The following is a 12,972-nucleotide window of genomic DNA, read 5'->3' as shown; positions in this document are numbered from 1 at the left end:
ACGGGGAACGGAATGCGACGAGACACCGGCGACTGTCTGTGAACAGAGCACGACGGAGCGCATCGGATTGCCGAAGAAGCGAACGGAATCGGATGCGACTTCGGCAAGTCGAAAAAAGGCGTCCGACCCGTCCGCATTATATTTCTCAATTTCTTAATGGAAGGAAAGGCGCGATCGCACCTGCCAACCCCGAAATGGGCATCGTCTGGAGCCAGATTTTTCCGGGGCCCGTTAATACGGTATGGAAAAAGCCTTCTGCGCCCAACAGCTTATTCTTCATCCCCTTAACCTGTTGAATATCCAGCGAAACACTGCCTTCCATACCAAGAACATTGCCGGTGTCCACGATCATCTGCTGACCGCTCTGCAGTTCATATTCAATGTACTCGCCATCCACTTCAACAAAGAGCATACCGTTTCCGGAAACACGCTGCATAATAAAGCCCTCGCCGCCAAAAAAGCCGGCACCTAATTTTTGTTGAAAATGCATCGCCAGCTGCACGCCGCTTTCGGCAGCAAGAAATGCCCGTTTTTGCAAAATGATTTCTCTCCCATTTTCCATCGGAATGGCTAAGATTCTTCCCGGAAAACTGGAGCCGAATGCAATCATACCGTCTCCACGCGCCTTATAAATGTTTTGAAAAAGATTTTCACCCGACAGCGCACGGGAAAACATACTTCCTAAGCCGCCGCCACCGGACGTGGACATCTCCATGTTCGGCGTCATCCACACCATGGAGCCCGCTTCCGTGAACATCTGTTCGCCATTCGATAACTGACAAATGACCACGGGAAAATTATCCCCTTTTATTTCGTACTGCATACTTATCCCCCCTTTTTCCGGAAATGCCGATTTTTCTTTACCCATCGTACCATTTTTTCGCACAAAAAATCCCACCTTGTTTACAAGGTGGGAGTACGCTTCGTCTGCCAATTCCAGAACGATTCGCCGTTCAATACCGCTTATTGCACGTAAACATCCAGATGGTTACCACTCGTTCCACGGTCATAAATCTTTCCGTAATGACCGAACGGCGTGGGATATACCGTGCCGAGCGGAGCACTGCCTGCTAAGACGATGTAGCCGTCTCCATCGCAAACGTACCCGTTGGCGTTGACATGGCGACCGGGAATGGAAAGTCCACCGCCGGGCAATACGCTCTGGGAATAGTACGTGTATTTGTAATCGGAATAGTAAACAACCCCTTGGAATTGAAACTCGCCCAGCGTATACAGCATCGGGCTGGTCGGCGAAGGATCGTGCGTGCCCTTCAGTACGACTTCCTCTTCCGCTTTCTTGGTGACAGTGTCGGAAAGAACTACTTTTTCAACGGTCTTGCCATTTTTGAGCACCATCTTCGTCACTGTCTGCCGATTTCCGGCAACGCCGGCTTTCTTCACCTTGGTTTCACCGATGTTCATCTCGTCAGTTTCCTTGGTCTTCGTCTTGAACGGAATCGCTTGGTTGTCAATAATCATGCGCGTCTCAATGTGATCCACATGTACGGTATCGTCATTATGCAACGCTTCGGAACGCGCCGGAGAAATGACGTCATCCTGATCGACAGCAATGTCATTTTCTTCCAGAAAATCCCCCACCGTCGTCGCATAGGTGACCTTGGTCTGACGATTTTCGCCGTCATGGAGAGTAACGGTCTTTTTCGTCTTGATTTGTAAGTGCATTCCATCAAAGACATCATCGTCCATCTCTACGCTGAGCTTAGCATCTTCCAAGTCCGCCAACTGTGCATCGGCAAGCGCTTCTCTCAGCGTTTCTTTGTTGGTAACCAGCTCGATGGCTTCTCCATTATAATTGAGATGTACGGTTTTCGGACGCTGCGCGTAGACAATACCGCCGGTAATGGCGCTCAACGTCAAGACGCCCGCCAAAAAAAGCGCACGTCGCTTTGCTGCGTGTTTTTTGTTCATGTTGCCTCCCTCCTCGTGGTCAGCGAGGACGCTCGATACCACAGGATGGTCAGTCCTTTTCGGATGGTCGAGATCCGAAAATGGTAACGGCGCTGTTATCTTTGTAATCTTTTTGTTACTAAATTCTTTCCCATTATAGAGACGTTCTTATTTCTTTGCAAACGCAAACCCGTTTTTTGCGCAAAAAAGGGGCGATTTATTACAATAATGTAACAATTCGTCCCTTTTTCCACGATTATTTCCGTGCTAAAACGGTTATTCAAAAATAAACCTACCTATGAATGGCTGCCGCGCGACGCTTCCCGCAGCTGATAAACCTCGTTGCGGCTTCTGCCGGAAAGCGCGATCACCTCTTTCATCGCCGCTTTTGCGGAAAGTCCCTGTTCCTCTTTCTCCCTCAAGGCTTCGATGACCTCTTCATCCTTCCAAGAGGAAGGCTCTTCAGCAGGGGCAATCACTACGGCAAATTCGCCTTTTTCCGTTATCTCTGCCGTTTGCGCTTCTTCGCCGGTAAAATGCAGAATTTCTTCATACTGCTTGCTCCATTCCCGAAGAACGGCAAAAGATCGGTTTTTCCAGCGTCCGCCAAGTTCTGCCAATGTTTGACGAATGCGATGGGGCGATTCGTAGCAAATGGCGGCAAGAGGAAAAGTATCCAACAGCTTTAGCATCTCTTCACGCGCTTTGCCTTTTCGTGGCAAAAAACCGAAAAAAGCAAAACGTCCATCGCCGAGTCCGGCAGCCACCGCTGCCACCGGCACCGCCGATGCGCCCGGAAGTACCGTATAGGGAATGTCCTTGGCAATCGCCTTGCCCACCAATACACCACCCGGATCGGAAACGCCGGGCATACCAGCATCCGAAATCACCGCCACATGCTCCCCCTGCTGCACGCGCCTCAACAACTCCTCTGCGCGCGCCTGTTCATTATGTTGGTGGTAGGAAAGAAGCGGACGATGAATGGCGTAGGATTCGAGAAGCAAAACAGAATGGCGCGTATCTTCACACGCAATGACATCGGCCTTGCGCAGTACGTCCAAGGCACGAAGCGTCATGTCCCGTCGGTTGCCAATAGGGGTCGGCACAAGATAGAGCATTCCTGCTCCCTTTTTCGATACATGCACATCGGTCATCGTTTCCTCCTTTCCGGTAGAGATGGTCTACACGAAAAACGCACCCTGTTAAGGAAGCACAGAATGCGTTCCTCCTAAAACGCGGATTTGGGCATAAAAAAAGGAAGTGCTCATTGAGCACCTCCTGTCTGCGCTTAGGCTTCCGGTTCGATGGCGCCTGTCGGGCAAGCACCGGCGCAAGATCCGCAGTCAATGCAAGCATCTGCATCGATTACGTAGATATCGCCTTCGCTAATCGCGCTGACCGGGCACTCGCCAATGCAGGTGCCGCAAGCAATACACGTATCATGAATTACATAAGCCATGTTTCATCCTCCTCCAAGAAATTTACTCCATCGACAGCCTACGCTGTCACAAAATTATCATAGTCATTCCCCAAAGCCCTGTCAAGAATCAGCGCCGCCGTCCTCTTCGACGGGGACGCGCCTTGACGCGCCCTTTTTGGGCGTAACGCTCCGGAGAGGAAGATTCAGCGGTTGCCGCTGTATCCCCTTCCGATGTCATCACCACTACGGCATTGTTTTGGGACGAAGAAGCACAGTTTCCGCAGCAGCATGGCATCGGTGCTTCATTATTCTGCAGATTTTGGGAATCCGATTGCTCCGACGGCATCTTCTGCCCTTCGGGAATAAATTCATGTTCTTCCAAATCACGCTCATCGCGCAATTCGGGACGGGGCTGTCCTTTTTTACGCTTTGCCAGCACTTCAATGGCACTAACCGCATAATACTTCTCGTCTTCGGAACCATCCGCCTTGTATACATGCACGCGAACGCGCGTTTGCAAAACATCTCGATCGACCACATACCCCTGACCGTCTTCGGTCAAAACCAGTGTTCCCTTTGCCGGAACACGCTTGGTATTGCGCAGATAATGATCCTGTTCGTAGTTGAGGCAGCACATGAGTCGTCCGCAAACGCCCGAAATCTTCGTCGGATTCAGCGAAAGCCCCTGTGTTTTTGCCATTTTTATGGATACCGGCACAAAATCGCGCATGTAGCGACGACAGCACACCGGTTGTCCGCACTGTCCCAAACCGCCAATCATCTTTGCCTGATCTCGCACCCCAATCTGACGCAATTCTATGCGGGTATGAAAACTTTGGGCAAGATCGCGCACCAAGGAACGAAAATCTACACGGTCTTCTGCTGTGAAATAAAAAATCAGTTTATCACGGTCAAAGGTATACTCCGCATCTACGAGCTTCATTGCCAAACCGTGTTCCTCAATTTTTATGGCGCAAATTGCCAGCGCATCCTGGGCAAGACGGCCGTTTTCTGTCATGGTTTCCGCATCGGCTTCATTCGCTTTTCGCACGAGCGACGCCACTGCCGGCGGAAGCAACTCCTCCGGAAGCGTAATATTCTCTATACAAATCGTTCCGTATTCAACACCACGATCGGTTGCAACGATGACATTTTCATCCTTCGCGACGACTTCACCCTGCGGATTGGCATAGGTGATTATACCGGAGCGTTGAAAACGAACGCCGATCACTTCTGTCATTCGTTATTCCCCACTATCTATTTTTATTCTCTTCTCTACCGAGATGCAGAAAAAAGTGTTCCCAAGCCATCGTCGCATTGACGTTGCCTTCCAAAAGGCGACTAAGTTCTTCCCGTTGCATAAGGGCGATACTGATCGCTTCCGTGGTCACCTTTTCTGCACTTTCCCGGACGCGCGCACGGCGTCCCGGTGTCAAAAATGAATCGTTTCCTACGCTTTTATATTGTAGCATATCCGCCAAAAGGGCATGGAGCGCATCAAGAGAATCGTTCTTGCGTTCCACCAGCGAAAGAAGCGTGTCCCGACGATCAAATACCACGGCTCCCTGCCCGGCAAATCCGGCGCGAACCAGAGCAAATAACGCCTTTTCTTCCTCTTCGGTCAATAACGCGGACTTGGAAAGCTCTTCCGACAACGAAGGCGAGACTTCATCAGACAAAGCGTTCGCCATCGTTCTATGCGACGGAACAACGAGCACGCGACAACGGGAACGAACGGTGGCGAGCAGCTTTCGACTGTTTTGCGCCACCAAAATCCAAACCAGATAGGCAGGCGGTTCTTCCAGTGCCTTTAACAGTGCATTCTGCGCCTCTTGGCGCATATTGTCCGCATAATCCAACAAAAAAACACGATAGCGACTCGCTAACGGCTGTTGATACAACGAAGCCGTCAGCGCGCGCACCATCGCGATAGAGATTTTCTCTTCGATTTGCTCCGTCAAATCGCGAAACGCCAACGCTTGTTCGGTATCCACGGAGCCGTCCTTTGTCTCTTTCAACAGATGCCCTGCAAAAGCACGAGCAAATGCGATCGCTTCCTCTCGATTGCCTTCTATAAGATAAGCATGAGAAACCTCTTCGGAAGAAGAAGGAAACAACTGCCGCCAATCCGGCGGCAAAGAGGATGAAGCAAGTCTGCTCATAGTCGATACATCTGGTCAATATCCAATTGAAATACGGTGGCACCGCCCACCTCAATTTCAATCGGAATGGACGAATAGGAGCTGGGATCAATTTGCGGACTCATCATGGGCGCAATCGTCTTACGACGAGAGCAGTTTCGGCGAATGATATGCAATGCCTCTTCTACCTGCATCTCTTCCACGCCGAGAAGCAACGTTGTATTTCCGCTCTTAAGAAATCCGCCGGTAGAGGGCAGGCGTGTAACGCGGAACTGATTTTCCACAAGATCTTCGGTTAACGGTGCAGCATCGCTGTCCTGAACAATACAGACCAATAGTTTCATCGCGTGGCTCCTTTCTTGGTGCGTTATTGGTTTCGTCCGGTCGATAAAGCATCCTCAATAGCTTGCCATGCAGAAGAAATGACCACCTCCGCCGACTGAGACGCATCTACGACCACCACGTTTTCCATCGTGCGTAATGCCTGTTGGTAACCATTATAAACGTTTTGAAAAAATGCGTCACCCGCTTTCTCCAAGCGATCCTGTTCGACACGTCCGGCTTTTCGCCGCAGGACGGTCAAAGGATCCACATCCAAGAACAACGTTAAATCCGGCACTAAACCGCCTGTCGCATAGCGATTGATGGCAGAAACTTCTTCCAGACCAACCCCGCGCGCAATGCCCTGATAAACAAGAGAACTTAATACAAAGCGATCGCTAAGAAGAATCTTTCCTTCCTCCAACGCCGGCAAAATCACTTCGCGCACATGCTGCGAACGAGAAGCGGCATAGAGGAGCGCTTCCGTCATGGGTGCCATTTCCTGATGCGCAGGGTCTAACAAAATAGCGCGTATTTTTTCGGCAATGGGCGTTCCGCCCGGTTCGCGCGTGTACAGCACCGGAATCTCTTTCTGTGCAAAACGCGCTTTAATGCCCTTTAGCACCGTGGTCTTTCCCGACCCGTCAGAACCCTCGAGAGCGATGAAAAAACCGCGCATTACCATTCCCCCTCTTCCTCTAAACGATCCACCGCTGAAAGCCAAGCGGTCGCCTGCACATCGGAAGGCATACGCCATCCGCCGCGCGGAGAAAGCGAAATCGGTCCCACCGAAATGCCATCCACCATGACCGATCGCTTAAACTGACTGGCGAAGAAGCGCGACAGCATTTTACGCAAAACAAAGAGCAGGGTGGCGGTAGAATAGCCGTCCGCGAACGCTTTCTGCGCTAATGCCAGCAGCTTGTCAGGCGCATAGCGATAGCGCAGGAAATAATAGAGATAAAAATCATGAATGGCATAAGGACCGATGACTTCTTCCGTCTTTTGCGCAATCTCGCCTTCCTCGCCCGGTAACAGCTCCGGAGAAATCGGCGTTTGCAGTATATCTTCCAACACCGTCCGGAAAGCAGGAAGACGCTTTGCCTCATAGGCGACGAGTGCCTGCACCAGCGTTTTGGGAATGGATCCATTTACCGAGAACATCGCCATATGGTCGCCATTAAAGGTAGACCAGCCGAGCGCACTTTCCGAAAAATCACCGGTGCCGACGTGAAGTCCGCCGTGCAAATTCGCCAAATCCATGAGAATCTGGGTGCGTTCCCGCGCCTGTGCATTTTCAAAAGCAACCGAGCGGTCTCCTTCCGCAAGACCGATGTCCTGAAAATGACATTCCAACACCGGCGTAAGCGATATCTCCCGAAAATCGCAGCCGGAAAGCTCGCCCAACGCCGCCGCATTGCTTCGCGTGCGCTTACCCGTGCCAAAAGCCGGCATACTGATGAGATGAATGCCTTGTTTATCCCATCCGTCGAGGGCAAACGCGCGCAAAGTCACCAAGAATGCCAACGTGGAATCTAAACCGCCGGAAAGACCAATCCACGCCTGACGGGTCTTCACGTGCCGCATCCGCCGCGCCAGCGCACGAGCTTGTATCTGAAGAATTTCTTCGCATTCTTGTGCAGTATGCACCACAAACGGCGCGGAATCGACAACACACCATTCGGCGTGCCGACGTGGTGTCAAGGGCAGGGAAAGCGGATCTTCTTCTGCGTTTTCCGCCTCTTTGCGTATCGTTTCTCTTATTGTGCTGTCCATTCTTGTCGCTTCGCCATGCGTGGTAAATACGATGTCGGTATTTTCCTGTTCCGCACAGCTTGCCGCGATTTCATCCAAATCAAAATCATAATAAACGGCACTTTCCCCCAACACCGCATCGGGAAGCGGCTGTTTTGCGCCAAGACGAGACTTTGCGTCAAGATTTATCTCGTCAAGATTTGCCTCATCACGATGCGCCGCATCCTTAGCAAGAGGGGCTTGCGCAATGCGCTCCGTGCCGTAGAAAAACGGATCGCGTCCCAGTGTTCCGCCATCTGCCACCAATCGTCCGTTTTCCGCTAAAAGGCGATCCCCGGCGTATAGCGTATCTATGCCGGTTTCCTGTTCTCCTGCACCGGCAAGCGCCACGCCCAAACCACGAGCGGAAAATGCCGTAATCTGTTGCGCAAGGCGACTCGCCTGCCCTACCTGCGCAGGAATGGCTGCCGGAATCAGCAGCAGATGGGTCTCTTCTTGCAACACCTCGTCCATCTTGGCAGAGGGCAAAGAATACAGCGTAGACACCGCACAGCGACAGAGCAATGAACCGTCATAGCGATTTCGGAAGGAAAAACGATCCGTATTCCGACACATCCCGTTTTGCACCACCACAATTTGTTCCGTCCATTGGTTCTCTACAAGGCGAACAACGCTTGTCACCAACGTGGGATGGGTGTTTCGACTGGCTTCTACGATAGCGTCCAGCGCATCTTCCGTTGCTGTCTGCAGCGTCTGCAACGAAAAAAGATCGCCGAGGGTGGCTCCCGTGAAAGCACACGCCGGAAGCACAACAACATCCGCCCCTCGTTCGTCCGCTTCGCAAAGCACCTGCCGAATTTCTTCCGCATTCGCCTGCGGATCGGCAGGATGCAAAGGAGGCGTCGCCGCCGCTACTCGTATCCAACCTCGCATAATTCCTCCTCCATCGTATCCCTTACTGCGGCTTATTGCCGAGACAGTACGAGTAAATCCAGCCTTCCTGTTTTGTGCCGTCCTTTTTTACGGCAATGCCTTGCACCCAGGCCGCATCATCCACCATTTTTGCCTGTTTGACGATGAATTTTTCGCCCGGATTTACCGTAAAGAGAATGCTGTTCTGTGTACCGCCGTCACTGCGGACATTGGCATCATCTTCCACCAAGAACGTCTTTCCGATCCAGGTGTCCGGTTTCTGATAATCCGCGTCGCCTTCCGTAAGCGGCTTGATGCTTTCCTCTTCTTCGCTGGATTGTGCAGCGTCACTACTTTGCGCAGCCGAGGACTCTTGTGGGGCTTCCGTATCACTTTCCTGTATCGATGAGGATTCCCGAACGTCTCCGACCGTGTGATCGCTCATCGCATCAATAAAGAACGACGCAGCAAACCAAAGAATCAGCAACAAAAAGGCGACGCTCGCCACCGAAATCAGCATACGGGAAGATCCTGATTTTTCATCGGATGCGCCCTTTTTGGCATCCATTCGTTGGGACGGATGCCCATTCGGGGACTTGCCGACTTGGTTGGTTCGGCTCTTCGCCGCGCTCACGCCGGCTTGACGATGGCACTTTTCTGCCTCTTGACGGCGTTTTTCCGCTTCACGCCGCTTGCGCAGCTCTTCGGCTTCGGTTTTACGAATCAGCGCATCCATTGCCGGTGTATCGCTTTGCGAACCGCGCGGAAGAGGCTTGGGAGCAGCATTCTTTTTTGTGCCTGCCGCCGGTTTCTTCTTTGCCGCCGTCGTGCCCGGCGCATCCGGACGAATCGGTTTTATCTTTTGCAGATACGTTTTATTGCCTGCCGCCTTAACCGTCGGAGGACGTTCCATGCGTCTCGTTCGATCCTCTCTTGCGATGGGCTTATACTCTTCGTTTCGCAACCTCTTCCTCCTTTCGTTTTCGTTTTGCTTTGTTTACTCGTCGTCTTCCGACCCGAAGCTAATGCCCACCGATCGCGCTTCGCGAATGAGCGGATGATCCGTCGGCACCGCCTTTAATTTCCCTGCTGTCTCACTGAGCGGAATCGTGCTGGTTTCTCCCTTTTTGAACACTACGAGAACACCAAATTTTCCTTTCATGACAGCTTCTGCGCCTGCCGCGCCGCAGCGTGTCGCAACTAAGCGATCATACGGGGTCGGCGATCCGCCGCGCTGCATGTGCCCCGGAACGGTGACACGCACTTCCGCTTGAATATGCTTTTCAATCTCCTCTGCTAAATGATACGCCACAGAGGTCGTTGTTCGTTGCGAAAGAGTCTTTTTGTATTCCTTTTTGCTTAGCTGCGCCTCTTCCACTGATTTTGCGCCTTCCGCGACGGCAATGATGGTAAAACGATGATCCTGACTGCGGCGACGGGCAATGCCACGACAAATGGCATCTACGGAATACGGAATCTCCGGTAACAGGATGATGTCCGCTCCGCCCGCAATGCCGGCGTATAGCGTCAGCCAACCCACTTTATGCCCCATTATTTCGACGATAAAAACACGGCTGTGCGAGGCGGCAGTGGTATGCACGCAATCAATCGCATTGGTCGCCACTTCCAATGCGGAGTGGAAGCCGAAGGTCAGCTCTGTCCCGTATAAATCGTTGTCGATGGTCTTGGGCAAAGCAACGACATTTAAGCCGTTTTCGGATAGAAGCTGCGCCGACTTAATCGATCCGTTTCCGCCTAAAACAACCAGCGCATCCAACTTCAGACGAGCATACGTGCCTTTCATCAGCTCGATTTTATTCATGCCGTTTTCATCCGGATTGCCCATTTCCTTAAAACTCTGGCGGCTGGTACCCAATATCGTTCCGCCGCGCGTCAATAATCCGGAAAACTGATCGGCACTCATCTCTACATATTCGTTATACATCAGCCCCCAATAGCCGTTCACAAAACCATAAATGGTTGCGTCGGGGTTCAGGCGAAACAGCGCCTTGGCAAAGCCGCGCATGGTGGCATTGAGACTCTGGCAGTCGCCACCGCTGGTTAAAATTCCGATTCTTTTTTTCATAGCTTCCTCCGTGTTCCCTGCCCAATGATGCTGTTATTTTATCATAGCCCCCGCGTCGCCGCACCCTGCATACGCCGCAAGGGGAAGAGATTGCGCATCCCTCGGCAGGTCGAACTAACACGCCCCGTCTGCGCCCTTCGGCATAAAACGCAGAGCAGAGAGACGTGCTATACTGTGAAGAGACAAGAAAAGCACCAATCCGGAAGGGAGTAACGTATGGCGGCGAAAGATTTGCGTCACAAAGGATTTGAAGAGCGGCGTGAAGAAGCAATGGAAAAGATTCTTCATCTTGATCCATGGCTGAATACCTATCGGAATGACCTCAAGCTCCGCATGGATAACCTCGAAACCAAACGGCATCTTTTGTTGGGCGAGGACGGAAGCCTGCGTGAATTTGCTAACGGACATCATTATTACGGCTTTCATCGCACGGAAACCGGCTGGGTATACCGCGAATGGGCACCGGCTGCGCATCTCCTGTTTTTAGTAGGCGATTTCAATCAATGGCAGCGCTATACGCATCCCTTGCATCGCAATGAAAACGGCGACTGGGAAATCCGTCTTGAAGGGCATGATGCTCTCAAGCATGGACAGCGCATTAAAGTGATGGTGCAATACGATTACGAAGACCACTTTAAGATTCCGCTCTATTGCCGTCGCGTGGAACAGGAAGTTCATGCGGACGGTTCGGTTGACTGGATGGGCATTGTTTGGGCTCCCGAAGAAGAGTATGCCTGGGAAGACCAAGATTTCAAACCTGCCAAAGGCGCACCGCTCATCTATGAAGCGCACGTCGGTATTGCCCAGGAAGAGGGTGTAATCAGCTCTTTCCGTCAATTTGTGGAATTTACCCTGCCGAAAATTAAGCGTGCCGGATACACGGCTGTTCAGCTCATGGCAATCATGCAGCATCCTTATTACGGCAGCTTCGGTTATCACGTTTCCAATTTCTTTGCCGTTTCCAGCTGGTTCGGAACGCCGGACGACTTCAAGTATCTCGTAGACTCCGCGCATCAGCTCGGCTTGAGTGTTTATATGGATCTCGTCCATTCCCACGCGGTGAAAAATACGGTGGAAGGCATCAACCAATTTGACGGTACGCAGGAACAGTTTTTCCTTTCGGGCAATGCCGGCTTTCATCGCGCATGGGATTCCATGTGCTTTGATTACGGTAAACCGGAAGTGCTGCATTTCCTGCTTTCCAATCTAAAATACTGGATGGAAGAATACCATTTGGATGGTTTCCGCTTTGATGGGATTACCTCGATGCTTTTCCACGACCATGGGCTTGGCACGGCATTTGATACCTACGACAAATACTTTTCGCTCAATACCAACATTGACGCTGTTTCGTATCTGACCCTTGCCACCGAGCTTGTCCATGAAATCAATCGGGACGCGGTACTCATTGCGGAAGATATGAGTGGAATGCCGGGATTATGCCTGCCTCCGGAGAGCTGCGGCATCGGTTTTGATTATCGTCTTTCCCTCGGCATTCCCGATTTATGGGTCAAACTCATGCAGACCAATGATTATGACTGGTCCATGCACAAAATTTACTATGAGTTGACCACACGTCGTCCGAAAGAAAAGAAAATCGCCTATACCGAAAGCCATGATCAGGCGTTGGTAGGCGATAAAACGCTATTTTTCTGGTTGGCGGATGAGCAAGCCTACTGGCATATGCGTAAGGACGACGACAATTTCATCATTGATCGCGCCATTGCCTTGCACAAGATGATGCGCTTTATCACCCTGACGACCGGTCAGGACGGCTATCTCAATTTCATGGGCAATGAATTCGGGCATCCCGAATGGATTGATTTTCCGCGTGAAGGCAACGGCTGGAGTTTCCATTACGCGCGTCGCCAGTGGCATCTCATGCTTGATGAAGAGCTGAAATACGACTATCTTTCCACGTTTGACCGCGATATGCTTCGTTTTGCGAAAAAAGAGAAGGTCTTTAGTTCCCAGGGATTACAATACATCCGTATCTACGAAGACCGCAAAGTAATTGTCTACCGCAAGAACAACCTTCTCTTTGTCTACAATTTCCATCCTCAAAATTCGTACGAAAGCTTGCGTTTTCCGACGAACGAAGAAGGCACCTATCGCGTCGTCTTCACCAGTGACCGTAAAGACTATGGCGGTTATGATCGCATCGCCGAAAATGTACTTTACCACACAGAGCCGATGGATGATATTGACTGGGATCAGGGGCTCACCCTCTACTTGCCCAGTCGCACCTTAGTCGTGCTGAAAAAACTTCCTCCCGAAGAGGAACACATCGTTGACTTAGACGTCGATGAGCAGGAATCGCTTCCTGTGGATGAAAAAGAACAGCAAGCCATCGACCAGATGCGCCGTGCTGAAAAAATGGCACAGCAAGCGCTGCGCGCAGCAAAAGCGAAGAAGAAATAAAGACGCTG

At 51.4% G+C, this 12,972-nt stretch carries 12 protein-coding genes; 1 reads left to right on the top strand and 11 read right to left on the bottom strand.

From position 1 onward, the window contains the following. Window positions 1-145 precede the first annotated feature (145 nt). The 11 genes from RDL68_RS01175 to RDL68_RS01125 form a co-directional block, all read right to left on the bottom strand. Complete coding sequence (locus tag RDL68_RS01175) at window positions 146-823, bottom strand: TIGR00266 family protein (protein ID WP_308539837.1); 678 nt, start codon at window positions 821-823, stop codon at window positions 146-148. 140 nt (window positions 824-963) lie between these two features. Further along, window positions 964-1,929, bottom strand: coding sequence for a G5 domain-containing protein (locus RDL68_RS01170; RefSeq protein WP_308539836.1), 966 nt, complete (start codon window positions 1,927-1,929; stop codon window positions 964-966). A 275-nt stretch (window positions 1,930-2,204) separates the two neighbouring features. Further along, window positions 2,205-3,062 carry a 16S rRNA (cytidine(1402)-2'-O)-methyltransferase gene (rsmI, locus tag RDL68_RS01165; protein ID WP_308539835.1) on the bottom strand — a complete coding sequence of 286 codons (858 nt, stop codon included), beginning with the start codon at window positions 3,060-3,062 and terminating at the stop codon, window positions 2,205-2,207. A gap of 134 nt (window positions 3,063-3,196) precedes the next feature. Next, the gene (locus tag RDL68_RS01160) at window positions 3,197-3,367 is read right to left on the bottom strand and encodes a 4Fe-4S binding protein (protein WP_308539834.1); all 171 of its coding nucleotides are present in this window, start codon (window positions 3,365-3,367) and stop codon (window positions 3,197-3,199) included. 88 nt (window positions 3,368-3,455) lie between these two features. Then, window positions 3,456-4,568, bottom strand: a complete 1,113-nt coding sequence (locus RDL68_RS01155) for a stage 0 sporulation family protein (RefSeq protein WP_308539833.1) — start codon at window positions 4,566-4,568, stop codon at window positions 3,456-3,458. 13 nt (window positions 4,569-4,581) lie between these two features. Beyond that, window positions 4,582-5,490 (bottom strand): hypothetical protein, encoded by a 909-nt coding sequence (locus tag RDL68_RS01150; protein ID WP_308539832.1) that lies wholly within the window; start codon window positions 5,488-5,490, stop codon window positions 4,582-4,584. Further along, window positions 5,487-5,813 carry a cyclic-di-AMP receptor gene (locus RDL68_RS01145; RefSeq protein WP_308539831.1) on the bottom strand — a complete coding sequence of 109 codons (327 nt, stop codon included), beginning with the start codon at window positions 5,811-5,813 and terminating at the stop codon, window positions 5,487-5,489. Before RDL68_RS01145 ends, RDL68_RS01150 begins: the two co-directional genes overlap by 4 nt. Before the next feature lie 23 nt (window positions 5,814-5,836). Beyond that, complete coding sequence (gene tmk, locus RDL68_RS01140; RefSeq protein ID WP_308539830.1) at window positions 5,837-6,469, bottom strand: dTMP kinase; 633 nt, start codon at window positions 6,467-6,469, stop codon at window positions 5,837-5,839. Further along, complete coding sequence (gene nadE, locus RDL68_RS01135; RefSeq protein ID WP_308539829.1) at window positions 6,469-8,478, bottom strand: NAD(+) synthase; 2,010 nt, start codon at window positions 8,476-8,478, stop codon at window positions 6,469-6,471. The genes tmk and nadE overlap by 1 nt, the downstream gene beginning before the upstream one ends. Before the next feature lie 22 nt (window positions 8,479-8,500). Continuing rightward, window positions 8,501-9,421: an SH3 domain-containing protein gene (locus tag RDL68_RS01130; RefSeq protein WP_308539828.1), complete on the bottom strand. Its 921-nt coding sequence runs from the start codon at window positions 9,419-9,421 to the stop codon at window positions 8,501-8,503. A gap of 33 nt (window positions 9,422-9,454) precedes the next feature. Further along, on the bottom strand, window positions 9,455-10,543 hold the full coding sequence (locus RDL68_RS01125; RefSeq protein ID WP_308539827.1) for an ATP-dependent 6-phosphofructokinase: 1,089 nt from the start codon (window positions 10,541-10,543) through the stop codon (window positions 9,455-9,457). 216 nt (window positions 10,544-10,759) lie between these two features. Here RDL68_RS01125 and RDL68_RS01120 point away from each other — a divergent pair, with 216 nt between their 5' ends. Then, window positions 10,760-12,964: an alpha-amylase family glycosyl hydrolase gene (locus RDL68_RS01120; RefSeq protein ID WP_308539826.1), complete on the top strand. Its 2,205-nt coding sequence runs from the start codon at window positions 10,760-10,762 to the stop codon at window positions 12,962-12,964. Window positions 12,965-12,972 lie beyond the last annotated feature (8 nt).

The sequence above is a fragment of the uncultured Murdochiella sp. genome, assembly GCF_902488755.1.
Classification (GTDB): Bacteria; Bacillota; Clostridia; order Tissierellales; family Peptoniphilaceae; genus Murdochiella.
The sequence above is the reverse complement of the archived record's forward strand: the minus strand, read 5'-3'. Positions and strand labels throughout refer to the sequence as shown.

Bases quoted from the DNA above. Each gene is read 5' to 3' on its own strand.
- nadE (WP_308539829.1), bottom strand. From the start codon at position 8,478: ATGCGAGGTTGGATACGAGTAGCGGCGGCGACGCCTCCTTTGCATCCT.
- RDL68_RS01170 (WP_308539836.1), bottom strand. From the start codon at position 1,929: ATGAACAAAAAACACGCAGCAAAGCGACGTGCGCTTTTTTTGGCGGGC.
- RDL68_RS01155 (WP_308539833.1), bottom strand. From the start codon at position 4,568: ATGACAGAAGTGATCGGCGTTCGTTTTCAACGCTCCGGTATAATCACC.
- RDL68_RS01120 (WP_308539826.1), top strand. From the start codon at position 10,760: ATGGCGGCGAAAGATTTGCGTCACAAAGGATTTGAAGAGCGGCGTGAA.
- RDL68_RS01150 (WP_308539832.1), bottom strand. From the start codon at position 5,490: ATGAGCAGACTTGCTTCATCCTCTTTGCCGCCGGATTGGCGGCAGTTG.
- RDL68_RS01160 (WP_308539834.1), bottom strand. From the start codon at position 3,367: ATGGCTTATGTAATTCATGATACGTGTATTGCTTGCGGCACCTGCATT.
- rsmI (WP_308539835.1), bottom strand. From the start codon at position 3,062: ATGACCGATGTGCATGTATCGAAAAAGGGAGCAGGAATGCTCTATCTT.
- tmk (WP_308539830.1), bottom strand. From the start codon at position 6,469: ATGCGCGGTTTTTTCATCGCTCTCGAGGGTTCTGACGGGTCGGGAAAG.
- RDL68_RS01175 (WP_308539837.1), bottom strand. From the start codon at position 823: ATGCAGTACGAAATAAAAGGGGATAATTTTCCCGTGGTCATTTGTCAG.
- RDL68_RS01125 (WP_308539827.1), bottom strand. From the start codon at position 10,543: ATGAAAAAAAGAATCGGAATTTTAACCAGCGGTGGCGACTGCCAGAGT.
- RDL68_RS01145 (WP_308539831.1), bottom strand. From the start codon at position 5,813: ATGAAACTATTGGTCTGTATTGTTCAGGACAGCGATGCTGCACCGTTA.